General features: G+C 62.2%; 21 protein-coding genes and 1 pseudogene. 11 read left to right on the top strand and 11 right to left on the bottom strand.

Annotated features, from left to right (window positions below; all coding sequences use genetic code 11):
* The first annotated feature begins 56 nt into the window (after positions 1-56).
* Entirely contained in the window at positions 57-374 is a 318-nt protein-coding gene (locus ACZ9IU_RS07855; protein WP_038541810.1) for a hypothetical protein, read from the top strand.
* On the opposite strand, the gene ACZ9IU_RS07850 is transcribed toward ACZ9IU_RS07855, so the two are convergent.
* Positions 346-753 (bottom strand): DUF2000 family protein, encoded by a 408-nt coding sequence (locus tag ACZ9IU_RS07850; protein WP_038541807.1) that lies wholly within the window; start codon positions 751-753, stop codon positions 346-348. The genes ACZ9IU_RS07855 and ACZ9IU_RS07850 overlap by 29 nt on opposite strands.
* Between ACZ9IU_RS07850 and ACZ9IU_RS07845 the strand changes: the two genes are divergently transcribed.
* Positions 752-1,708, top strand: a complete 957-nt coding sequence (locus tag ACZ9IU_RS07845; RefSeq protein ID WP_080719140.1) for an AraC family transcriptional regulator — start codon at positions 752-754, stop codon at positions 1,706-1,708. The two genes, ACZ9IU_RS07850 and ACZ9IU_RS07845, sit on opposite strands and share 2 nt — an antisense overlap.
* A 127-nt stretch (positions 1,709-1,835) precedes the next feature.
* Positions 1,836-3,194: an esterase-like activity of phytase family protein gene (locus ACZ9IU_RS07840; RefSeq protein ID WP_038541804.1), complete on the top strand. Its 1,359-nt coding sequence runs from the start codon at positions 1,836-1,838 to the stop codon at positions 3,192-3,194.
* 225 nt (positions 3,195-3,419) lie between these two features.
* On the opposite strand, the gene ACZ9IU_RS07835 is transcribed toward ACZ9IU_RS07840, so the two are convergent.
* Positions 3,420-4,349, bottom strand: a complete 930-nt coding sequence (locus ACZ9IU_RS07835; protein WP_244447486.1) for a DJ-1/PfpI family protein — start codon at positions 4,347-4,349, stop codon at positions 3,420-3,422.
* A 107-nt stretch (positions 4,350-4,456) separates the two neighbouring features.
* Between ACZ9IU_RS07835 and ACZ9IU_RS07830 the strand changes: the two genes are divergently transcribed.
* A complete protein-coding gene (locus ACZ9IU_RS07830) occupies positions 4,457-4,882 on the top strand; it encodes a hypothetical protein (RefSeq protein ID WP_157885100.1) in 426 nt (141 codons plus the stop codon).
* 18 nt (positions 4,883-4,900) lie between these two features.
* Here the strand turns inward: ACZ9IU_RS07830 and ACZ9IU_RS07825 are convergent, their stop codons facing one another.
* From ACZ9IU_RS07825 to ACZ9IU_RS07805, 5 genes and pseudogenes are all read right to left on the bottom strand, one after another.
* Positions 4,901-5,239, bottom strand: a complete 339-nt coding sequence (locus tag ACZ9IU_RS07825; RefSeq protein ID WP_157885099.1) for a hypothetical protein — start codon at positions 5,237-5,239, stop codon at positions 4,901-4,903.
* A gap of 15 nt (positions 5,240-5,254) precedes the next feature.
* Entirely contained in the window at positions 5,255-6,775 is a 1,521-nt protein-coding gene (ppx, locus tag ACZ9IU_RS07820) for an exopolyphosphatase (RefSeq protein ID WP_038541796.1), read from the bottom strand.
* Between the two features lie 5 nt (positions 6,776-6,780).
* Positions 6,781-8,983 (bottom strand): annotated as a pseudogene (locus tag ACZ9IU_RS07815) (RNA degradosome polyphosphate kinase).
* Positions 8,984-9,034: 51 nt separating this feature from the next.
* Complete coding sequence (hdaA, locus tag ACZ9IU_RS07810) at positions 9,035-9,754, bottom strand: DnaA regulatory inactivator HdaA (RefSeq protein ID WP_038541794.1); 720 nt, start codon at positions 9,752-9,754, stop codon at positions 9,035-9,037.
* A gap of 7 nt (positions 9,755-9,761) precedes the next feature.
* Positions 9,762-10,976, bottom strand: a complete 1,215-nt coding sequence (locus tag ACZ9IU_RS07805) for an AI-2E family transporter (protein ID WP_038541792.1) — start codon at positions 10,974-10,976, stop codon at positions 9,762-9,764.
* A 180-nt stretch (positions 10,977-11,156) separates the two neighbouring features.
* Here ACZ9IU_RS07805 and purM point away from each other — a divergent pair, with 180 nt between their 5' ends.
* From purM to ACZ9IU_RS07785, 4 genes are all read left to right on the top strand, one after another.
* A complete protein-coding gene (purM, locus tag ACZ9IU_RS07800; RefSeq protein WP_038541789.1) occupies positions 11,157-12,230 on the top strand; it encodes a phosphoribosylformylglycinamidine cyclo-ligase in 1,074 nt (357 codons plus the stop codon).
* Positions 12,227-12,910, top strand: coding sequence for a phosphoribosylglycinamide formyltransferase (gene purN, locus ACZ9IU_RS07795; RefSeq protein ID WP_038541786.1), 684 nt, complete (start codon positions 12,227-12,229; stop codon positions 12,908-12,910). Before purM ends, purN begins: the two co-directional genes overlap by 4 nt.
* Positions 12,911-13,015: 105 nt before the next feature.
* Positions 13,016-13,342 carry an antitoxin Xre/MbcA/ParS toxin-binding domain-containing protein gene (locus ACZ9IU_RS07790; protein WP_038541783.1) on the top strand — a complete coding sequence of 109 codons (327 nt, stop codon included), beginning with the start codon at positions 13,016-13,018 and terminating at the stop codon, positions 13,340-13,342.
* Positions 13,339-13,857: an RES family NAD+ phosphorylase gene (locus ACZ9IU_RS07785; RefSeq protein ID WP_038541780.1), complete on the top strand. Its 519-nt coding sequence runs from the start codon at positions 13,339-13,341 to the stop codon at positions 13,855-13,857. The genes ACZ9IU_RS07790 and ACZ9IU_RS07785 overlap by 4 nt, the downstream gene beginning before the upstream one ends.
* 10 nt (positions 13,858-13,867) lie before the next feature.
* Here the strand turns inward: ACZ9IU_RS07785 and ACZ9IU_RS07780 are convergent, their stop codons facing one another.
* The 3 genes from ACZ9IU_RS07780 to ACZ9IU_RS07770 all read right to left on the bottom strand — a co-directional run bounded on the left by ACZ9IU_RS07780 (position 13,868) and on the right by ACZ9IU_RS07770 (position 17,955).
* Positions 13,868-15,037 (bottom strand): alpha-D-ribose 1-methylphosphonate 5-triphosphate diphosphatase, encoded by a 1,170-nt coding sequence (locus tag ACZ9IU_RS07780; protein WP_038541777.1) that lies wholly within the window; start codon positions 15,035-15,037, stop codon positions 13,868-13,870.
* Between the two features lie 174 nt (positions 15,038-15,211).
* Entirely contained in the window at positions 15,212-15,805 is a 594-nt protein-coding gene (locus tag ACZ9IU_RS07775; RefSeq protein ID WP_038541774.1) for an NUDIX domain-containing protein, read from the bottom strand.
* Positions 15,802-17,955 (bottom strand): molybdopterin-containing oxidoreductase family protein, encoded by a 2,154-nt coding sequence (locus tag ACZ9IU_RS07770; RefSeq protein WP_038541771.1) that lies wholly within the window; start codon positions 17,953-17,955, stop codon positions 15,802-15,804. The genes ACZ9IU_RS07775 and ACZ9IU_RS07770 overlap by 4 nt, the downstream gene beginning before the upstream one ends.
* An 83-nt stretch (positions 17,956-18,038) precedes the next feature.
* On the opposite strand from ACZ9IU_RS07770, the gene ACZ9IU_RS07765 reads away from it, so the two are divergent.
* The 3 genes from ACZ9IU_RS07765 to ACZ9IU_RS07755 are packed head-to-tail and all read left to right on the top strand — an operon-like array spanning position 18,039 to position 20,263.
* A complete protein-coding gene (locus ACZ9IU_RS07765; protein WP_038541768.1) occupies positions 18,039-18,917 on the top strand; it encodes a 23S rRNA (adenine(2030)-N(6))-methyltransferase RlmJ in 879 nt (292 codons plus the stop codon).
* A gap of 50 nt (positions 18,918-18,967) precedes the next feature.
* Positions 18,968-19,633, top strand: a complete 666-nt coding sequence (locus ACZ9IU_RS07760) for a ribonuclease T2 family protein (RefSeq protein WP_051900062.1) — start codon at positions 18,968-18,970, stop codon at positions 19,631-19,633.
* Positions 19,634-19,666: 33 nt separating this feature from the next.
* The gene (locus tag ACZ9IU_RS07755; protein WP_038541764.1) at positions 19,667-20,263 is read left to right on the top strand and encodes a glutathione S-transferase; all 597 of its coding nucleotides are present in this window, start codon (positions 19,667-19,669) and stop codon (positions 20,261-20,263) included.
* A 59-nt stretch (positions 20,264-20,322) separates the two neighbouring features.
* On the opposite strand, the gene ACZ9IU_RS07750 is transcribed toward ACZ9IU_RS07755, so the two are convergent.
* The gene (locus ACZ9IU_RS07750; RefSeq protein ID WP_038541761.1) at positions 20,323-20,958 is read right to left on the bottom strand and encodes an outer membrane protein; all 636 of its coding nucleotides are present in this window, start codon (positions 20,956-20,958) and stop codon (positions 20,323-20,325) included.
* Positions 20,959-21,438: the final 480 nt, after the last annotated feature.

Genomic DNA, 21,438 nt, shown 5'->3' with positions numbered 1-21,438 from the left:
GGGTATGCGACGATCGCTTGCCCCAATCTTCGCGACGCTGGGGGCCTGAGCGACTGATGCGCTATCCGACATCGAATGTCCTCATCGCAGTCGTCGTCCTGCTCTCGCTATTGCTCGTCCTCCTCATGGAAGCGCCGGGCCTTGGAGCCTTTTCGCCGCTCTGGATCCGCCCGATCATCCGGGTGATCTGCGCCGCTAACCTGCTCGTCGCCCTGCCGGGCCTGATGACGCCGAAGCACGTCGGCTGGCTGAACTACCTGCTCCTCAGCATCACCGCCTATGTGGTGGCGTCGACCACGCCGATCGCGGCGCTATGGGTTATTCCGAGGACCATGTTCTTCGCCGTCAGGTATGCATTTTCGAGCCTTTGGTGATCTTGTCGACGATCTTTTTCTCGGCCCGGAGTGCAATGCCCACCAGTTTCGCATCCTCCGGCGCAAACTGCGCGAATACCTCGCGGTTGGCCGCGTCATGGCCCGTCGAGAACATTTCCTCGATATAGGCCGACGTCGTCACCTCCCGTTCCAGCGAGCGCCGGTGGATGGTGCGCAGCGTCTCCTGGTCGGCGGTCAGCACCACGATCGGCTGGATGCTCATCGGATTGTAGACATGACCTGCCGCATCCCGATATGCTTCACCAATGATCGCGGGATTTTGCGCGATGATGCCGCTCGTCAGAAACGCGGTCACGTTGAGCTCCTGCCAGGGGGCGAGGTCATCGCGAAGCACGATCGCGATCTTGGTATCGAACATGAAGAACAACTCCGTCGAAGGTTATGCCAAAGGCCATGCAAGGACCGACGAGATAGCGGCAGCGGATGCGGCCGGTCTTGAACGTTCGTGCAACTCGGGAGCCACAGCCGACGGCAGCGCAAGATGCGCGCCCGACGGCAGCGCAAGCGGCGCTCCTGACGGCATCGTCCAGGCGCCCTCCTCGCGCGGCATCGAGCGGATCGAGGCCCGCTTCCATGGGCTCGGTTTCGAGCCGCATCGCCACGACACCTATGCGATCGGGATGACACTTTCCGGCGTGCAGACCTTCCAGTATCGCGGTGCCGCCCGCGCCAGCCTGCCCGGCAACGTCATCGTGCTGCATCCGGACGAAGTGCATGACGGGGCGGCCGGCACCGATGCCGGGCTGCGCTATCGCATGCTCTACCTGCCGCCGGAACGGCTGATCGAGGCGGCAGGCGGTTCGCGTGGCCTGCCCTTCGTGCCGGATCCCATCATAGCGGATGCGGAATTCCGGCAGTGTCTTGTCGAAGCCCTGGACGATCTCGCGGCCGAGCCGCAGGACCTGCTGCTCGACGACCTGATCGGCCGCATGACAACAAGCCTCTGGCGCCACGCGGACGGCAAGGGTGGAGCGCCGGGCACGCCGCGCGCGCAACAGGCGGTTCTGCGCTGCCGCGATTACCTGCAGGCGAACGCCGACCGGACGGTTTCTTCGGAGGAACTGGAGGAAGTCAGCGGTTTCGATCGCTACACGACCGCAAGGCAGTTCCGAAAGCTTCTCGGCACCAGTCCGCACCGCTATCTCGTCATGCGCCGGCTCGACCGAGCGAAGGTCCTGCTGTCGCAAGGCGGCAGCCTGGCGGATATCGCGGCCGATACGGGCTTTGCCGACCAGGCGCATTTCACCCGTCATTTCAAGAAGACGTTCGGCATGACGCCAGGCCGCTGGATGGCGCTTCGCAGGAGCGCATGAGGCCGCCGGCTTTTGTGAAATTTCAGTCATCAAAGCTTCATCGAAGCGTCAATCTTCCATCACCTCACCGTCATGCACTCACCTTAACCGGTTGGCGTCTTTGACACGCCAACCAACAGGTGATCCCATGACCAAAATTCTCTTCGCCACCGTAGCGCTTGCCGCGCTGATCGGCAGCTCCGCTTCCGCCGACGACAAGGTTTTCCCGGCTAAGCTCACCGGCCAGGCGATCCTGCCCGCCAACACGGTCGTTCCGGCTCCGGCCGATGCGCCGGCGTTCCTCAAGACCTCCGGCAAGTTCACCACCGCCGACCGCAAGCGCACCGACGCCCTCGGCACCCTGCCGGGCAAGGACGGCGCCCGCATCACCGACGTCAAGCTGCCGCTCGACGGCCAGCCGATCCAGGGCTTTTCCGGCATCAAGACCATGGCTGACGGCACCTTCTGGACGCTGTCGGACAATGGTTTCGGCTCAAAGTTCAACTCGTCCGACTCGATGCTCTTCCTGCACCAGATGAAGTTCGACTGGGCCACCAACAAGGCTGAAGTCGTCAAGAACGTCTTCCTCTCCGATCCGAACAAGATCGCTCCGTTTCCGATCGTCACCGAAGCCACCGAAACTCGTTACCTGACCGGCGCCGATTTCGACATCGAATCCGTACAGCCGGTCGCCGACGGCTTCTGGCTCGGCGATGAATTCGGCCCCTATCTGCTCAAGTTCGATATCCAGGGCCGCCTGACCGACGTCATCGCCACCACAGTCGACGGCAAGCCGGTGCTTTCGCCGGACAACCCGCTCATCCAGCTACCGGGCAACCCCGCTGCCAAGATGCCGGTCTTCAACTTGAAGCGTTCCGGGGGCTTCGAAGGCCTCGCCATGGCGAAGGATGGCTCCAAGCTCTACGGCCTGCTCGAAGGCCCGCTCTACAAGGACGACGGCCAGGTCGAGCAGGCCGACGGCAAGACCGCCATCCGCGTCATCGAATTCGACGTCGCCTCCAAGAAGTGGACCGGCCGTTCGTGGCTGTATCCGTTCGCCGACAAGGGCGCCGCGATCGGCGATTTCAACATGATCGACGCCTCGACCGCCCTCGTGATCGAGCGCGACAACGGCGCCGGCACCAAGGACAAGGCCTGCGCCGATCCGAAACAGCCGAAGCCGGATTGCTTCGACGCTCCGGCCGAATTGAAGCGCGTCTACAAGATCGAGTTCAACGACGCCAATGTCGGCAAGGCCGTCCGCAAGATCGGTTATATCGACCTGATGAACATCCAGGACCCGGACAACAAGAAGAAGGCCGGCAACGTCGCCAGCGTCTACGACATGCCGTTCGTGACGATCGAGAACGTCGACGTGATCGACGCCACCCACATCATCATCGGCAACGACAATAACCTGCCCTTCTCGGCAGGCCGCGCCGTCGACAAGGCCGACAACAACGAGTTCAGCGTACTCGAAGTCGGCGAATTCCTGTCTGCCAAGTAAGCAGCGGACGTGCCAAAAACGAAGAGCGTCCGGTGAAAGCCGGGCGCTCTTTTTGTTTGGGAGACGGGGATCCGGGTGTCGTGAGCGGCGAGGCTGCTTTCAGCCCGAGAAGTAAAAAACGTCCTTGCTGGGCCTAAACGGAATTACGGAGCGCCCCCTTTGCACCACGTTCGAGACCGTGGTCGAGGTCTCCGATCAACCTGGCCCTGTCGCAGGTCGCAATCGCTAGACGAGCCGAGCGTCTCGCCGAAGTCTGGATATCGCGTCGGCATCGATGGCCCTTATCTGATCTGCGATATCCGATGGTGCTTCCAACGCCTTCACTGTCGAGGGATGGGCGGTCATGGGCGATCCGGCGAATGGAGGTTCAGGCGCATATTCCATCATCAGCTGGATTTTCCGCGCGACATCTTCACCTGCCAGTTTGGCGGCCATGAGCAAGCCAAGGTCGATACCCGCCGTCACGCCGCCGCCGGTGGCTCGCGTCCGGTCAAACACGACCCGCCGATTTACCGGCATTGCTCCGAAAGCTGAAAGCCTATGCAGCGCCGTCCAGTGGGTGGTGCACTCGTAACCCTGAAGCAGACCGGCGGCGGCAAGCACCAGCGTGCCTGTGCAGGCGGCCATCAGGAACTGGCAGCCGGGCTCCTGGCGCTGTAGAAACGAGAGAAGACGTTCGTCCTGCATCGCATCCAGATGACCGGGCCCGCCCGGGACAACCACAATGTCGAGTTGACCGCATTCTTCAAGCAACATGCTTGGGACGATACTCAGTCCGCTCGCACTTCGAACGGGAGCGCGTCCCTCGGCCAGCAGATGGCAACGCGTATTCGGCAGCCGCGTCAGAACTTCCCAAGGCCCGGTCAAATCAAGCTGGGTCAGCCCGGCAAACAGGACAAAGCCGATCTCACGAGGGGGTGCGCTCACAGACATCCAAGCTTGCTCAGCCAGTTGGCGGATAATATCGGTTTCGCGAGCATGCACATGAAAATGCCGGCGGACGCAACCGGAAAAATTCCACTGTCGTTGCAATCGCGAGCGATTGTCTATGGCGGGTAGGAAACCTACTTCGAGGTTCGGCCGTAGGCAGGCGCGAGCCTCCGGCGATCCGCTAATTTGCTCGATGCGAAGGACGCAGGACATCTCCTTGCCCAACAATGTGACCTTGAATTGTATATGGAAACGTGCGCGACTGACTGATGGCTCGGCCCTCATCGCCGAGGTGGACAAGTACAGATGTTTTTGGTTGTGCGGAGAGAGACGTGCGCCTCGCTTTTAAACTGATTTCGTTCGCTTTCTTTGCTTTATTATCTTCGCAAGAAGTGAGGTCGCAGGAAGTCCAACTCTCCGGCCGATGGCAGCAGATTTCCTCCGACGCGGGATCATGCGCAGCTTGTTTTGTTGGGATCGTGAGGCAGGGCACAGTTCTTATTGTCAGCGCAAACAACGGTTGGTCTGCAACAGTACAAGCGGATCGAAACGGCCCTGCACACTTCGCCACCGGCCGGGGGCGGTGGAAAATGCGGCCCGGCGCGACCTACAGCAACAAAGTTTTCGATGTTCTTTTCGCCGTTCGTGACGAGCAACTGATGATGTTCATGGTCGTTGATCTCGGGAATGGTTCGAAACGGACCATTACAGCTGTTTTCGCCAGACCGGTCCCGAAACTCCCCGTGACCAGGGCCTGACGCACGGCTGCGGCCCCCTCACCCGCGATAATTGAACAGCCATTTGATGAATGCGGCCGATATCGTCACGAAGGCCATCAGTCCCGCCCAGGTTTCCAGATAGAAGGGCGGCGGCGCGAGCAGCTTTCCTTCGATATTGAAGTAACCCAGCGTCATCAGCGTTGCGCAGACGACGAACGCGAGCGTGGCCCAAATCCAGATATGCAGGTATGACATCCATCTCCTCCCTTTTGACGCGCCGTAAAATAAATCAACGGCGTCGCCAGGGAAGTCGTCCAATCGGAGTATGCCCTCAGGTCGAATGAGGGTGCTGAAGGCGGCCGGCGTGGTGACGGCACTTGCCTGGCCCAGTTCCATGCGTCCCTGCCCGGCCTACTCGAACCGGAACGCCAGCCGCTTGCCCGTCAGCCTCGCCAGCTGCTGCAGGCGGCCGTCCAGACGCTCGCCGGCGAAATCGCGGTAGGCGGAGGGCACGACGAATTCGAGATCAAGATCCGGTTCGAAGGACGGGCGGAAGGTCAGGTGGTTGACCAGGCCTGGCATCGATGCCGAGAAGAGGTAGACGACGCGAAGCAGCCCGCCGAGCAGCTTTGCGAGATCGAGCAGGCGGGGCGTCGCGATCGTCGCCAGCGGGCCGGTGGCGCCGTCGTCGTGCAGGCCTTCGAAACGGTAGTAGTTTGCGAGCGCCAGATAGGCCCGGCCGGCATGGGTGATGCCGACGAAGGAGGAGTGGGCGATCAGATTCAGCGCCTGCAGGCCACGATAATCCGGATGGGCGCGCCAGCTGATATCGGCGAGCAGGCAGGCGGCCTGGCGATAGCGGCTTTCCTCTTCCGTCTCGACGATCCCGAAGGCCGGCACCATGCGGCCGGTCCAGTCGGCAAGCTCGCGGGCGTGTTCGGGCGATCGGGCGCGCAGGATTGCGAGCTGGTCGGCGGCAACCAGCAGCGGATCACTTGCCTTCTCTTCGTCGGAAAGCAACGAATAGAGATAGCCTTCGCGAACGCCCTGCGCCGAAAAGCTCACCCTGGCGGGCTTCATCACCGCCAGCACTTCCTGCATGGCGATCGCGCCGAAGGGCAGCAGCGAACGGCGGCTCTTCGAGACGGCCTGCCAGGCGGGGTCCTTGCTGTCCTTGGCCGCAATCACCTCGTCGAGGAATTTCTGCATGTCCTCGAGAGACAGTTCGTAGCCCTGCATCATGTGCAGCGGATACTTGCTCATTTCCATGTGCAGCTTGGCGATGTTGCGCCAGGTGCCGCCGACGGCATAGAAGGTGCGGCCCGCGCCGTTTTCCAGGAACCGCGCGGTGTTCACCTGCTTGCGGGCGAAGGTGCGCGCCTTGGAAAGCGAATTGCCGGAGGATTCCGACAGCCGCAGCCCCCCGAGCGGCAGGGTGATGCCCTTGCCGAACTCCTTGCCCTTGATGTCGATCAGTTCCAGTGAACCGCCGCCGAGGTCGCCGGCGATGCCGTCGGGATCATGGAAGCCGCTGATGACGCCGAGCGCCGAATACCGCGCCTCCTCCTCGCCGGAGAGAAGCTGCACCTGCTGGCCGAGGATCTCTTCCGCCTGGCGGATGAAATCCGGCCCGTTGGACGCTTCGCGGGCAGCGGCGGTCGCCAGCACATAGACTTCGGTGGCGCGGGCCTGGGTGGAAAGCGCGCGAAACCGCTTCAGCGACAACAGGGCGCGCGCGACACCCTCGTCGTCCATGCGGCCGTTCGAACCCAATCCCTTGCCGAGGCCGCACAGCACCTTCTCGTTGAAGAGGACGGTTGGCGCGCGGGATAGGCCTTCGTAGATAACGACGCGGACGGAGTTCGAGCCGATGTCGATGACGGAGACAGGAGCGATCCCCGGAAGGCGCCCCTGGGCTTCTGATCGTACCATATTGCCTATTTCTTGCGTCCCGACACAAGGCCGGCGATAAGTTTCGGAGCGCTGGACTTCAGGGCTTCACCGCGCCCCGAGAGGCTCGGATTGGTCATGAAATAGTGCTGCGCGTTAAAAGGTTCCTCGCCCTTGCGCACTTCCATGCGCCGCGACGTGCCGTCGGCCAATATCTCGTAGCTCTGCTGGTTGTCAATCAGGTTGCCGAGCATGATCTGGGATAAAACCTGCTCGTGCACAGTCGGATTGAGGAGTGGCACCAGCGTCTCGACCCGGCGGTCGAGGTTGCGCGGCATCATGTCGGCGGAGCCGATATAGACCAGCGCCTTGTCGGACGGCAGGCCGAAACCGTTGCCGAAGCAGAAGATCCGGCTGTGTTCCAGGAAACGGCCGACGATCGACTTGACGCGGATATTGTCGGAGAGGCCGGTCACCCGCGGGCGCAGGCAGCAGATGCCGCGCACGACGAGATCGATCTCGACGCCGGCGCGGCTGGCGCGATAGAGCGCGTCGATGATCTCCGGGTCGACCAGCGAATTCATCTTCATCCAGATTGCCGCCGGCTTGCCTTCCTGGGCGTGGCAGATCTCCTCCTCGATATGGCGCAGGATGCGCGGCCGGAGCGTATAGGGCGAAACCGCCAGCTTCATGCTTTCCGCCGGCTCGCCGTAACCGGTGATGAAGTTGAAGATGTTCGCCATGTCGTGGGCGATCTTCGGGTTGCAGGTGAAGAAGGACAGGTCCGTATAGATCTTGGCGGTGATCGGGTGGTAGTTGCCGGTGCCGAGATGGCAGTAGGTCCTGAGCTTGCCGTCCTCGCGGCGCACAACCATCGACATCTTGGCATGGGTCTTCAATTCGATGAAACCGAAGACCACCTGCACGCCGGCGCGCTCCAGGTCGCGGGCCCAGCGGATGTTTGCCTCTTCGTCGAACCGGGCCTTGAGCTCGACCAGTGCCGTCACCGACTTGCCCATTTCGGCCGCGTCGATCAGCGCCCGGACGATCGGACTGTCGTTCGAGGTGCGGTAGAGCGTCTGCTTGATGGCGAGCACGTCCGGATCACGCGCCGCCTGCAGAAGGAACTGCACAACCACGTCAAAGGATTCGTAAGGATGATGGACCACCATGTCCTTTTCGCGGATGGCTGCAAGGCAGTCGCCAGCGTGTTCGCGAACCCGCTCGGGAAATCGGGCATTGTGGGTCTCGAAGCGCAGGTCGTCGCGCGGCGCCTTGGTGATCTCGGACATGGTGTTGAGCGCCAGAAGGCCCGGCAGAACCGCGACGCGGTTTTCCGGCACGCCGAGTTCCTGCACCACGAACTGACGCAGCGACGCCGGCATTTCCGAATCGGTCTCGATGCGGATGACCTTGCCGCGGCGGCGGCGCTTCAGCGCCGTCTCGAAGAAGCGCACCAGGTCTTCGGCCTCTTCCTCGACTTCGATATCGCTGTCTCGAATGATGCGGAACGTGCCGGCGCCCTTCACCTCGTAACCGGGGAAGAGCCGGTCAGTGAACATGCCGACCACATCTTCCAGGGTGATGTAGCGGATCGCCGAATTGAGGTCCGGCAGGCGGATGAAGCGGTCGAGCGTGGTCGGCAGGCGCAACAGGCCCGGTCATCGGCTCCTTGCCGTGCTTGCTGTGCAGCTGCAGGCCCATCGAGAAGCCGAGATTCGGGATGAACGGGAACGGATGGGCCGGGTCGATCGACAGCGGCGTCAAGACCGGGAAAAGCTCGTCGTCGAAGGAGTTCGCCAGCCAGTTGCGATCCTCGGCGGACAGCGCCGCGGGCCTGACGATCAGAATGTCTTCCTTGGCGAGATACTGCTGCAGCACGGCAAGCGAGGCCTGCTGCTCCATCTGCAGGTTGTCGATCTCCTGCAGGATATTGTCGAGCTGTTCGGCCGGCGTCTTGCCGTCCGGCGAGCGGATGACAATGCCCTGCCGCACCTGCCCTTCGAGGCCTGCGACGCGCACCATGAAGAACTCGTCGAGATTGGCCGCCGAGATCGACAGGAAGCGGACCCGCTCCAGAAGCGGATGGGCGGTATTCAGCGTTTCCTCGAGAACGCGGCGGTTGAACTGCAGCCAGGAGAATTCACGATTGATGAACCGGTCCGGACTGCTCATCAGGTCGAAATCGGTATTGGCCGCTTCCAGACCAGGCTCGCGCGTTTCAGTCGTGATCGAATCCATCTCATCCATCCCATGCTACCCCTTAGGGCCGAATACAGTTTGACGAGGGAACTGTCACAGTCAATCGTCAGCGCCAGCAGCGGTCCCGGAATTCCCAAAATCGTTCAGCACTTCCGCCGCCAGCGGACGGGTTATCCTGGTACCGCGCGCCAGCGCCAGGCGGTCCAGCCGCTCGACGATCGTCTGCGCCGCACCGAGCGATCGTTCCATCCGGTTGACGATGTAGCCCACGAGCTTGTCATCGATATAGAGCTGGCGATCGGCGAAGAGCTTGACGATCACCTGGGCCAGCAGGTCCTCGTCCGGTTCGCCGATTTCCACAACGGTCGCCGCCTTCAGCCGGGATTTGAGGTCCGGCAGAGTGACGCCCCAGGAGACCGGCCACAGGCGCGAGGTCATCAGCAGGTTATGGCCGTTCTCGCGCACGCTGTTGATGACGTGGAAGAGTTCGGTTTCGTCGAAACCGCGGCGTTCGGCATCCTCGAACAGGACTGGACCCGCTGCGGCAATCGCCGCGGCATTCGAACCGGCGACGGGATGGATCTCGGCGGCTCCCGCCTTTTCCCGCCAGATATGCGCCAGGTGGGATTTTCCCGAACCTACCGGGCCGGCCAGCACGACGACCGGCGACGGCCAGGCCGGCCATTCGTCGACGATCGCCACGGCCGCAGCCAGGCGTTCGGACACCAGGAGGTCGTCCCGGGTTCTCGCCGCATCGTGGGTGAATTGCAGCGGCAGTTGCTCTTGTCTGCGCCGCTCGCGCTCGCTCGTCTCGGTCATTGGTCTTTCAAATGCTCTTCTGAGAGTCATTCGTTTGAGGATCATCCGGCGCGTGAGGATCATTCGGGGCGGTTATCTCTGCGCCGTTTTCGGCATGTTCCAGCACATGCGGTGGTTCGGCCTCTTCCCAGGGAAGAGCGGCCGCTCGGCCGTAATAGATGTCGCTGTCAAGATACCGCGACAGCACGAAACGGACAAGGACACCGACAACGGCCGCAGCGGGCACCGCGATCAGCAGGCCGACGAAGCCGAATATGGCGCCGAAGGCAAACAGCGCGAACATCAGCCAGACCGGATGCAGGCCGACGCTTTCTCCGACCAGCTTCGGCTGCAGGATGTTGCCCTCGATGAACTGGCCGACGAAGAAAACGCCGGCGACGGCCAGTATCCACGGATAATCCGGCCAGAACTGCACCAGCGCCACGCCGACCGAGAGAACCAGGCCAATCAGCGAGCCGATATAGGGAATGAAGCTGATCATGCCGGCGACGAAGCCGATCAGGAGCCCGAAATTGAGCCCGACGACCGACAGGCCAACCGCATAAAAGATGCCGAGGATGAGGCAGAGCGAGCCTTGGCCGCGAATGAAACCGGCGACCGATTCATCCATTTCCCGGGCGATCTCGCGCACCGTCGCCACCTGGTCGCGCGGCACCCAGCTATCCACCTTGGCGACCATCCGGTCCCAATCGAGCAGGATGTAGAAGGCGACGACGGGCGTGACAATCAAGAGCGACACGACGTCGATGATCGCCTTGCCGGAATTCCAGATCTGGGCGAGCAGCGAGCCGACGAAACCGGCACCCTGGCTCAGCACTTCGGAGAAATTCTGCTTGACCGTCTCGATCTGGGCGCTGATCCAATGCGGCAGGAACGAGCTTTCCGGGCTCGATATGATCTGCTGCAGCTGGGAGATATAGCCCGGCAGGGCGGCGGCGAACTCGGTGAACTGGTTGATGATGATCGGGATCACCAGCATCAGCGACAGCGCGAAGACCAGCACGAAACAGACGAGGATCACCACCGTCGCCATTAGTCGGCTCAAGCCCCGTCTTTCCAGCCAGTCGGCCACCGGATCGAGGAAGTAGGCGAGCGCCATGCCGGCCACGAAAGGCAGCAGGATCGAACGGAAGAACCACAAAAACACCACGAAGACGATGAGAACGCCGACCCAGAAGAAGATGTAGCGCTTCAGGCTTGCGCCGCTGATATGATATGCCATCGCCGCTTCCTCTGAATTGCCCGGGCAAAAAAAAGGGATAGGGAAGCCCGTAACCCAGGTCAAGGGTTTGGAAGCGGTGCAGCAAGACCTGTGAAAAGCCTTCAAAACCGCGTCCAACGCTTGCATCCGGCGCGATGTCGTGCAATTGCGGGCCGCTACAACGATCATTGGAGATGAACGATGAGCGAGGCGGGCAAGAACGGTCTCACCTATAGCGATGCCGGCGTCGATATCGACGCGGGCAACCTCATGGTCGAGAAGATCAAGCCGGCCGTGCGCTCGACCCGCCGGCCCGGCGCAGACGGCGAGATCGGCGGCTTCGGCGGCCTCTTCGACCTCAGGGCCGCGGGCTTCACCGATCCGATCCTGGTTGCCGCCAATGACGGCGTCGGCACCAAGCTGAAGATCGCCATCGACGCCAATTTCCACGACACTGTCGGGATCGACCTTGTCGCCATGTGCGTCAACGATCTCGTCGTCCAGGGCGCCGAGCCGCTGCTCTTTCTCGACTATTTCGCCACCGGCAAGCTCGACCCGGACCAGGGTGCGGCAATCGTCTCCGGCATCGCCGCCGGCTGCCGCGAGGCGGGCTGCGCGCTGATCGGCGGCGAGACCGCCGAAATGCCCGGCATGTATTCCGACGGCGACTACGACCTCGCCGGTTTTGCAGTCGGTGCCGCCGAGCGCGGCCAATTGCTGCCGGTCGGCGATATCGCTTCCGGCGACGTCATCCTCGGACTTACTTCCTCCGGCGTCCATTCGAACGGCTTCTCTCTCGTCCGCAAGATCGTCACGCTTTCCGGCCTCGAATGGGACGCACCCGCCCCCTTCCGTGAGGGCATGACTCTGGGTGAGGCGCTCCTGACGCCGACCCGCATCTACGTGAAGCCGCTGCTGAAGGCGATCCGCGAGACCGGCGCCCTGAAGGCGCTCGCCCACATTACGGGCGGCGGTTTTCCGGAAAACATTCCGCGCGTGCTGCCGAAGAACCTGGCGGCCGAAATCGATCTCGACTCCATTCCCGTCCCGCCCGTCTTCTCGTGGCTCGCCAAAACCGGCGGCGTCGAACCGAAGGAAATGCTGCGCACCTTCAACTGCGGTGTCGGCATGATCGCCGTGGTCGCGCCCGAGAACGCCCAGGCGGTCGCCGATATCCTGACCGGTGAGGGCGAGATCGTCGTGCCGCTCGGCCGCATGGTCGAGCGCGCCGAAGGCGGCCCCGGCGTGATCTACCAGGGCACGCTCGGACTATGAGCGCACCGGCGGCAGAAACGGCGCGCAGAAAGCGCGTCGCCGTGTTCATATCCGGTGGCGGCTCCAACATGCTGGCGCTCGCCGATGCCTGCGCCGCGCCGGATTTCCCGGCCGAAATCGTCGCAGTCTTCTCCGACAAACCCTCGGCGGGCGGCATCGAGAAGGCGCAGGCGCGCGGCATCAAAACCTTCGTCTTCGAACGCAAGGGTTTTGCCGGCAAGGCCGAACACGAGGCGGCGATCCTCGCGGCCCTCGACGAGGTCCAGCCAGACATCCTCTGCCTCGCCGGCTACATGCGGCTATTCTCCGCCGAATTCATCAGCCGCTACGAGGGCCGCATCCTCAACATCCATCCTGCCCTTCTGCCGCTCTTCCCGGGCCTCCATACCCATGAACGCGCCATCCAGGCCGGCGTGAAGATCGCCGGCTGCACCGTGCATTTCGTCACCGAAGGCATGGACGAAGGCCCGATCGTCGCCCAGGGCGCCGTCCCGTTGCTTGCCGACGACACCCCCGAGACCTTGGCCGGCCGCGTGCTGACCGTCGAGCACAAGCTCTATCCGCTGGCGCTGAAACTGCTCGCGGAAGGCAGGGTGCGGATGGAGGGTGGCCGGACGATCACCTCCCCCGGCACAACGACCGATATCGCGGATCAGCGGATCTTCTCGGCGGGCAGATAGAGCCGGGACTCGACATGGAGCGCCAAACGTCCTACATTCTGTACGTAATCTTCGTACAGGAGACCGGACATGGTTGGTAAAACTCAGCGAATTCTCGATTTAGGGATGCCGTCGATGGAAGCCGAAGCCGTCTCTATCCGCCTTGGGATCTCAAAACGCGAACTGGCTGAGACGGCCGGGCTTTCCGCCAACACGCTCCAGCGCAAGGAGCGAGCGCAGTCTCCTGCAGCGACCACCCGGATCGGTGAAATGGCGGAGATCATCCACCGCGTCAGCGAGTGGGCAGGAAGCGAACGGCAGGCCCTGGCCTGGTATCGTGCCGAGCCCATTCCGGCCTTTGGCGGCCGGACAGCAGAGAGCATCGTCAAGAACGGCAAGGCAGCCGCCTTGCGCGACTATCTCGATCATCTGGCGATTGGCGGCTTTGCTTGAGGTTCCAGGGCGTCTGCTACCGCGCCCATGATCCGCGCTGGGCGATCAGTCCGATCTCCGGCGAAGGTGTGGCCATTCGCGGTGCCCGCTTCAATCCCAAGGGCATACCGGCACTCTATCTCTCTACTTCGATCGAAGGTGCGATCACCGAAGCAAGCCAAGGGTTTGGACACAAGATCCATCCGTTGACGATCTGCTCCTACGATATCGATTGCGACGATATCGCCGACCTTACGGACGAGGTTTCGCAAAATGCGCTTGGCATATCGCTTGATGTCATGGCCTCCGCCTGGGCGTCCGCGCTCTCGGACAGCAGGAGACCGGACTCCTGGGCAATTTACGACATTCTTTCCAGCACTTATGCCGGCATCCTCGTCCCCTCCTTCGCCCACCGGGCCGCAACCTCGGTCAGCAATCTCGTGCTGTGGGACTGGGGAGCCGACCTGCCGCATCGCGTCCACGTCATCGATCCGACAGGCAGGTTGCCGAAGAACCAGAAGTCCTGGGAGGAATAGCCTCCGAGCCTTACGCCGCCAGTGCCCGGAGCGGGTGCAGCGTGCCGTCGCTGTAGACGAAGCGGCCGGCGCGGAAGGTGGCTCGGATGCGGTGCACGTCGCCCTTTTCCACCACGACCAGATCGGCCCGCTGGCCAATGGCGATCTCGCCGCGATCGGTCAGGCCGGCGGAACGGGCAGCATTGCCGGTCGCCATGGCGACGGCTGCCGGCAGGCCACCTGCCGATGCCTCCGCCAGTTTGAAGATGCCCGGCACGAAGGCGGCCGGATGGTAATCGGCGGCAATCACCGTCAGCAGACCGGCCTTGGCGGCGTCGAGGGCGCTCAGATTGCCTGACATGGACTTGCCACGCAGCGCATTCGGGGCGCCCATCAGCGTCCAAAGCCCGCGGCGGCGGGCCTCTTCGGCGGCCGGCAGCGTCACCGGGAACTCGCTGATCGTGACGCCGAGATCGAACATCTCGGCCACCTTCTCGATGCTGTCGTCGTCATGGGAAGCGAGCGACAGGCCGTGTTGCAAGGAGAGCGAAACGATTTCCTTCAGCTTCACGTCGATCTGCGGATCGTTGCGCATGGCAATGCGCTTTTGCACAATCTCCGCGGCCATTTCCTCGGAAATCGCCCGGCGTTCGGAAATGCTGGCGACATAGGCGGCGATGTTGTTGTACTGGCCCTGGCCCGGCGTGTGGTCGGTGAGCGAGACCATGTCGATCTCGTCGGCATTCAGCAGCCGTTCCAGAGCCGGCGCAGCGCCGACATTGGTGATCTCGTAACGCGCGTGAACGCGGTGGTCGATCAGCAGGTTGTCGCGCAGGCGGTTGATGCCTTCGATGATGGCCGAGGTCGTCTCCAGCGAGCGGACATGGCCGTAGACGCTTTCGGTGGCGAAGGAAACCGCCGCATAGGCCGTGGTGACGCCGGCGGCGGCAAGCTTCTTGTCCAGTTCGTGGATGCCGAAATCGATCGGCATCTGGGCGTTCGGCCGCGGCGCGATCTCGCGCTCGATCATGTCGCCGTGCAGATCGACGAAGCCCGGCATCAGCAGTCGCCCGCCGCCGTCGATCACGACGCCGGCGACCGGTTCGGGGCGAATCTCGGCGATCACGCCATCTTCAATCCGCACAGAACCTGAGTTCACCACCTCGTTCGGCAGAACGAGGGTGAAATTACCGAGCCACATGGCTTTCTCCTGACCATATAAGGATGATTATCAAGAGGCAGCGCTTAGCCGCCATTCGTGACATTCATGTGAAATCGGCGAGACTCAAGGTCAAATCACAATCACGCGGCGTCTGAAACAACAAGCGAACGCACCGAGCGGCGTTCAAGCCTGCGCGGCGGCATCGTCCAGACATCAGACGGTGAATGACGCCCGGTTTATCACCGCCCATTGCAGCATCATGATCGTCTTCGCATCGATGATGTCGCCATTGCCGATCATCGCCACCGCTTCGTCCAGCGGCAGTTCGAGAACCTCGATATCCTCGTGCTCATCGGCGAGCCCGCCGCCACCGTTCACCCGGTCGGAGAGATCGATCGGCGCATGGAAGAAATGCACGAGTTCGGTGATCGCGCCGGGCGACATGAACGCCTTGAAGACAAACCGCACATCCCGCAGGCGGTAGCCGGTTTCCTCCATCGCTTCGCGCCGGATCGCATCCTCCGGGTGATCCTCGTCGAGCAGCCCGGCCGGCACTTCGACCATCCATGCCGGCTTGCCGGTCAGATAGGCGGGCAATCGGAACTGCTTCACCAGCACGACCATGTCGCGCTTCGCATCGTAGAGAAGGATGCAGGCGGCCTCGGACTTATGGTAGATTTCGCGATGCAGGCGGTGCGTCTCGCCGCTGCGATCGGCGTAGTCGAGTTCGTAGCTCGAAAGCCGCGTCCAGCCGTCCGACAATGTCTTCTCGCTGACGAGCTTCACCCGATCATTCGGCCCGGTCATGCTGCGTCCTTGCGAAGCCATACCTTGTTGTCGTGGAAGGCCGCGCCGCCATAGGGCGCCACGGCGTCGGCGCCGGTCAGCACGTTGATGCCCTCGCCGTCGAGATGTTTGCGGTTCGGCCAAAGCCCCTCGGCGATCAGCACGCCCGGCCTTGCACCGGCCACGAGCCTCGCATGCAGGCGGATTTCACCGCGGGCGTTGCCGAGCCGGACGATATCGCCGTCGATGATGCCGAGGCGCTCCGCATCGGTTGGCTCGATCATCACTTCGGGCCGCCCTTCCCGCTCATAGGAGCTTTTCGTCTCGGAGAAGGAAGAGTTGAGGAAACTGCGGGCCGGCGATGTCGCCAGCCGGAAGGGATGCGCCTCGTCCGCCACCTCGATGACGTCGACCTGGTCGGGGAAGACCGGCAGCTCGCCGATCGGTCCCAGCGGCCCGACATTTTTCGGCGGCTTGTCCGGCGACGGGCCGTTCGCCCAGTCCGGCCGGAAGCGGAATTTGCCGTCGGGATAACCGAACCCCTTGATGTAATGGGCGGTTTCGAAATCCGGCTGCGCGTCGATCCATTTGGTCCGCGCCAGATCCTCGTAGGCGCCCCAGTGGCTGGCCTTCAGGATGCGGTCGATATGCTGGCGCTCGTCGAGGCCGAAACCGGGAAAATGATCGACGCCGAGGCGCTTGGCCAGTTCTTCGATGACGAAGAGGTTGGTGCGCACCGTGGACGGCGGCTCGACCAGCTGCGGCCCGAGCAGGATATGCTGCTGGCCACCGGCGCGGTAGAGGTCGTCATGCTCGACGAACATGGTTGCCGGCAGGACAATATCTGCGACGTCGGCCGTATCGGTCATGAACTGTTCGTGCACCGCGACGAACAGGTCGTCGCGCAAGAATCCCTGGCGGACGAGGCGCTGTTCCGGCGCGACGTTCATCGGATTGGTGTTCTGGATCAGCAGCGCCGTCACCGGCCCGCCATGCCGCAGAGCCTCCGCATCGCCGGTCAGCACCCGGCCGATCTGCGACTGGTCGAGCTGGCGAATCTCCGGATCGGCATAGGCAGTTCCCATCAGCTCGGACTTGTTGAGCCGAAAAATCTCGCCGTTGTTGTGGAAGGCGCCGCCGCCCTCGTGTTGCCAGCAGCCGAGCACGGTCGCGATCGACAGCGCCGCATGCATGGCGACGGTGCCGTTGCGCTGGCGGGCAAAACCGTAGCCCAGCCGGAAGAAGGTCTTTTGGGTCGTGCCGACGAGGCGGGCGAAGGTCTCGATCTCTTCGACCGACAGGCCGGTGATGGCGGAGGCCCATTCCGGCGTCTTCGCCTTCAGATGGACTTCGAGACCGACCGGATCGTCGGCATATTGCGCCATGTAGGCGCGGTCGGCATATCCGTCGCGGAAGGCGACGTGCATGACGGCGCAGGCGAGTGCTGCATCGGTTCCGGGGCGCACGGTCAGCGCCATGTCGGCCTGCTTCATCGTCGGGTTGTCGTAGATGTCGATGACGACGATCTTGGCGCCGCGTTCCTTGCGCGCCTTCACCGCGTGGGTCATGACGTTGACCTGGGTGGAGACGGCATTGGTGCCCCAGATCACCACGCAATCGGACTTCGCCATCTCGCGCGGATCGGGACCGCGCAGAGCGCCGGTTCCCATCACATAACCGGTCCAGGCCATGTTGGTGCAGATCGTGCCGAAGAAGCCGGAGTATTTTTTGGCATGCCGCAGGCGCTCGATCGAGTCGCGCTGCACCTGGCCCATCGTGCCGGCATAAAAATAGGGCCAGATCGCCTCCGACCCGTATCTCGCCTCGGCCTTGACGAAGGCGTCGGCGATCTCGTCGAGTGCGGCCTCCCAGGAAACCTCCTGCCAGTTCCCCTCGCCCTTGGCGCCTACACGGCGCTTGGGATGCATCAGCCGGCCGGGATGGTGGAGCCGCTCGGAATAGCGGGCGACCTTGGCGCAGATGACACCGGCCGTATAGGTGTTGTCGGCAGCACCCCGCACGCGGCCGATGCGGCCGTCGGCGGTGAGATCTATGTCCAGTGCGCAGGCCGACGGACAGTCGTGCGGACAGACGGTGTGTCCGACGGAATTGTGGCCGGACTTTTCTGGGGCGATTGGGGTTTTCGCGGTAATCGGGGTCGCAACGTTCATGGCTTTTCTATATTGCAAGCTGACGTCCGCAAAAAGCGTGATTTGCAGCGCATCAATTTAATTCAAGCGAGACACCAGCAACGATGAACTACCGGCACATCTATCACGCGGGCAATTTTGCCGATGTCCTCAAACACGCGGTTTTGGCGCGGTTGATCCGCTATGCGCAGAACAAGGACAAGGCTTTTCGCCTGCTGGATACCCATGCCGGCATCGGGCTTTACGACCTTTCCTCGGACGAGGCGCAGAAGACCGGCGAATGGCGCGACGGCATCGGCCGGCTGATGGAAGCGGAACTGCCGGCAAAGGTCGCGGACCTGCTGGAGCCTTATCTGACGGCGGTCAGGGAATTGAACCCGACCGGCGCGCTGAAACTTTATCCCGGCTCGCCGAAACTTGCCCGCATGCTGTTCCGCCCGCAGGACCGGTTGTCGGCAATGGAACTGCATCCGGAAGACTTCAATCGCCTGCACAATCTGTTCGAGGGCGATTTCCAGGTACGCGCCACCGAACTCGACGGCTGGCTGGCGCTCGGCGCGCATCTGCCGCCGAAGGAAAAGCGCGGAATTGTGCTCGTCGATCCGCCTTTCGAGGAAGAAGGCGAATACAGGCGCCTGGTGAAAGGCCTGTCGACCGGCTGGCGCCGCTTTCAAGGCGGCACCTTCTGCCTCTGGTATCCGATCAAGAAGGGCGCGCCGCTCAGGGCCTTTCACGATGAGCTGAAGGCGCTGGACATCCCGAAAATGCTGTGCGCCGAGTTGACCGTTCAAAGCGACCGCGAGACGACCGGGTTGTCCGGCTCCGGCCTCATCATCGTCAACCCGCCCTTCACACTGAAGGACGAGCTGCACACGTTTCTGCCGACACTGAAAACCACCCTGGCGCAGGATCGGTTCGCCTCACAGCGCGCCTTCTGGCTGACCGGCGAGACCGGCGACAACGACCTCGATTCGGAGTCTTGACCAGGCGCGGCTTCCCGCCCATGGTGCCGCGCATTGCAGGGGGCCGGCCGATGACCAACCGATTTATCGCTTTCCTTTTTCTCGCGCTTTTCGCATCCACCGCCTCCGCCCAGGAGCGTCGATCGGACAATCGGCAGGATCACGCGGGACAGTTCGATTTCTACGTCCTGTCGCTTTCCTGGTCGCCAACCTTCTGCGCTTCGCAGAGCGGCGGCAAGAACGACCAGCAATGCAGCACGGACAAGGACTTCCGCTTCATCGTCCATGGGCTGTGGCCGCAATACGAAAAAGGCTATCCGGATTTTTGCGAGACGAAGGAGCCTAGCCGCGTGCCGCAGTCGCTCGGCAAACCACTCTTCGACATCATGCCGTCGATGGGTCTGATCGGACATCAGTGGCGCAAGCATGGAAGCTGCACCGGGCTCAGCCAGGCTGATTATTTCGAGAGGGTCCGCGAGGCCTTTTCGCGGATCAAGCTGCCCGCCGACCTGTCCCGCGGCGACTCGGCCATGACGCTGTCGGCCGACCAGATCGAAGAGAAATTCGTTGCCGCCAATCCGGGCATGAGCCACCGCGGCATCTCGACGAGCTGCGAGGGCCGTCAGCTGGAAGAGGTGCGCATCTGTTTCACCAAGGATCTGCAATTCCGTGATTGCGCTGAGGTCGACCGCGACAGCTGCAAGGTCAGCCAGATCACCCTGCCGCCCGCGAAATGACGGCGCGCTGAAGTTCGTCGAGAAGGAAAGATCATGAAGCTGCTTTATTCCCCGGCCTCGCCCTATTCCGCCAAGGTGCGCATGGCGGCGCGCCATCTCGGCATCGGGATCACCGAGGTGAAGACCGACACCAACGCGGCTCCGCCAGAACTGGTGAGCAACAACCCGCTCGGCAAGATCCCTGTCCTGCTCCGTGATGGCGAGCCGCCGATCTACGACAGCATCGCGATCATGCACTGGCTCGATCGTCAGTCGGGCGGCAAGCTCTATCCGAAGAAGGATGCAAAGCGCACCGAGGCGGAAGTGCTGGAAGCGCTCTGCGACGGCATCACGGATTGCCTTCTGGCAATCGTCTACGAGCGCCGCTCGCGCGACGAGGACAAGGTCCACCAGCCATGGATCGACAAACAGTGGGCCAAGGTCGTGCGCGGGCTCGATCACCTCGAGAATAACCTGCCGAAAACCGGCAAGAAACTGCATGGCGGCCATTTCGCGCTGGCTGCGTTGATCGGTTACCTCGATCTGCGCTTCAACGGGCAATGGGCCGCGGGCCGGCCGGAACTTGCCTCCTGGCCAGACGTCTTCACCAAGCGCTTCGCCTCCTATACCGCCATGAAATCGGCGGCCTGAAACAAAAAAAAGCCCGGACCGAAGCCCGGGCTTTCCCCAGCCTGTTAAGGCTATCGAACTTAGAACTTCACGCCGATACCGACCTTGACGCTGTGGTCGTCGAAGCCCTTCGAGACCGAACCGGAATCGAGCGAGTAGCTGTCCGAACCGTAGTCCGTATAGCGGTATTCGACACGAGCGGTGACGTTGTTGGTGATGAAGGCTTCAGCACCGGCACCGACCGTGTAACCCACGCCGGTCTTGCTGTCGGACGACGTCGCGTCGCGCAGTTCGTTGTCCTGCAGAGCGACACCGGCCGTACCGTAGATCAGGAAGGGGTTGAGGTCGTAGCCGACGCGGCCACGAACCGAGCCGTTCCAGCCAGCCTTGCCTTCAAAGCCATCGTCCGTGGTGCTCTTCGTGCCGTTGTAACCGACGTCTGCTTCGACACCGTAAACGATCGAACCGCTCTGGAAGTTGTAGCCCGTATAAGCACCGCCGCCGAACTGGCCGTCGCGGTCGCCGCTACCGAAGCGACCCCAGTCATACTGACCATAACCACCGAGATAGAAACCCTGCCAGCTGGCAGCCGGGGCCGGCTCTTCGGTTGCAACCGGGGCCTGCGGAATTTGTTCGACGGCATCAGCGGCATTGGCCGCGGAAATGGCGATGAAGCTGACTGCCGAGGCCATCAGAGTTGCGATGAGAGTACGCATACATTTTCTCCTTTTACTGCTGCGCCGGGAATTCGCCGCGACAACATGGTTGGCGACACATTTGTTCCCTGCCCGCTGAAACGGAATGTGGAGGGCAATTGAGGAATAGAAAGAGCCGAAATGTGAATTGATTGTGGCACACAGAAGGCCAAAATTTGATGTTGCTGTATCGCAACACACATTTGATTAACCTTAAGCAATGCTTACCTTAAATATAAATATTTTTACATTTATAAATTACTTCTTAAATCCAAAGCACAACTCAGTCAATACACTTGTCAGCGCGAACCGGCGCGGGCGCCACTCGCCAAGTTCGACTTGTATTCGCAGCAAAACCGGATCGGCCGCCTGTAGAAATCAAAACTTGAGCAGAAACACGGACGTATTTCGCCTCTCCGCAGGCGGACGGCCGGCGCGGGCCGCCGGATTTCTGCCTTAAATATTCCACCGCGGGAACGGCCATTTCGGCCTTCGTCAAGA

The organism is Mesorhizobium sp. USDA 4132 (genome assembly GCF_056279545.1).
Note: the sequence above shows the minus strand (reverse complement) of the source record. Positions and strands in the feature narration are given on the sequence as shown.

What these genes read in the sequence shown, in the direction of transcription:
- ACZ9IU_RS07760 (WP_051900062.1), top strand. Translation starts at nt 18,968, where the DNA reads ATGACCAACCGATTTATCGCTTTCCTTTTTCTCGCGCTTTTCGCATCC.
- hdaA (WP_038541794.1), bottom strand. Translation starts at nt 9,754, where the DNA reads ATGACCGAGACGAGCGAGCGCGAGCGGCGCAGACAAGAGCAACTGCCG.
- ppx (WP_038541796.1), bottom strand. Translation starts at nt 6,775, where the DNA reads ATGGTACGATCAGAAGCCCAGGGGCGCCTTCCGGGGATCGCTCCTGTC.
- ACZ9IU_RS07775 (WP_038541774.1), bottom strand. Translation starts at nt 15,805, where the DNA reads ATGACCGGGCCGAATGATCGGGTGAAGCTCGTCAGCGAGAAGACATTG.
- ACZ9IU_RS07790 (WP_038541783.1), top strand. Translation starts at nt 13,016, where the DNA reads ATGCCGTCGATGGAAGCCGAAGCCGTCTCTATCCGCCTTGGGATCTCA.
- purN (WP_038541786.1), top strand. Translation starts at nt 12,227, where the DNA reads ATGAGCGCACCGGCGGCAGAAACGGCGCGCAGAAAGCGCGTCGCCGTG.
- ACZ9IU_RS07840 (WP_038541804.1), top strand. Translation starts at nt 1,836, where the DNA reads ATGACCAAAATTCTCTTCGCCACCGTAGCGCTTGCCGCGCTGATCGGC.
- ACZ9IU_RS07770 (WP_038541771.1), bottom strand. Translation starts at nt 17,955, where the DNA reads ATGAACGTTGCGACCCCGATTACCGCGAAAACCCCAATCGCCCCAGAA.
- ACZ9IU_RS07780 (WP_038541777.1), bottom strand. Translation starts at nt 15,037, where the DNA reads ATGTGGCTCGGTAATTTCACCCTCGTTCTGCCGAACGAGGTGGTGAAC.
- ACZ9IU_RS07805 (WP_038541792.1), bottom strand. Translation starts at nt 10,976, where the DNA reads ATGGCATATCATATCAGCGGCGCAAGCCTGAAGCGCTACATCTTCTTC.
- purM (WP_038541789.1), top strand. Translation starts at nt 11,157, where the DNA reads ATGAGCGAGGCGGGCAAGAACGGTCTCACCTATAGCGATGCCGGCGTC.
- ACZ9IU_RS07845 (WP_080719140.1), top strand. Translation starts at nt 752, where the DNA reads ATGAAGAACAACTCCGTCGAAGGTTATGCCAAAGGCCATGCAAGGACC.
- ACZ9IU_RS07850 (WP_038541807.1), bottom strand. Translation starts at nt 753, where the DNA reads ATGTTCGATACCAAGATCGCGATCGTGCTTCGCGATGACCTCGCCCCC.
- ACZ9IU_RS07765 (WP_038541768.1), top strand. Translation starts at nt 18,039, where the DNA reads ATGAACTACCGGCACATCTATCACGCGGGCAATTTTGCCGATGTCCTC.
- ACZ9IU_RS07855 (WP_038541810.1), top strand. Translation starts at nt 57, where the DNA reads ATGCGCTATCCGACATCGAATGTCCTCATCGCAGTCGTCGTCCTGCTC.
- ACZ9IU_RS07755 (WP_038541764.1), top strand. Translation starts at nt 19,667, where the DNA reads ATGAAGCTGCTTTATTCCCCGGCCTCGCCCTATTCCGCCAAGGTGCGC.
- ACZ9IU_RS07750 (WP_038541761.1), bottom strand. Translation starts at nt 20,958, where the DNA reads ATGCGTACTCTCATCGCAACTCTGATGGCCTCGGCAGTCAGCTTCATC.
- ACZ9IU_RS07825 (WP_157885099.1), bottom strand. Translation starts at nt 5,239, where the DNA reads ATGGAACTGGGCCAGGCAAGTGCCGTCACCACGCCGGCCGCCTTCAGC.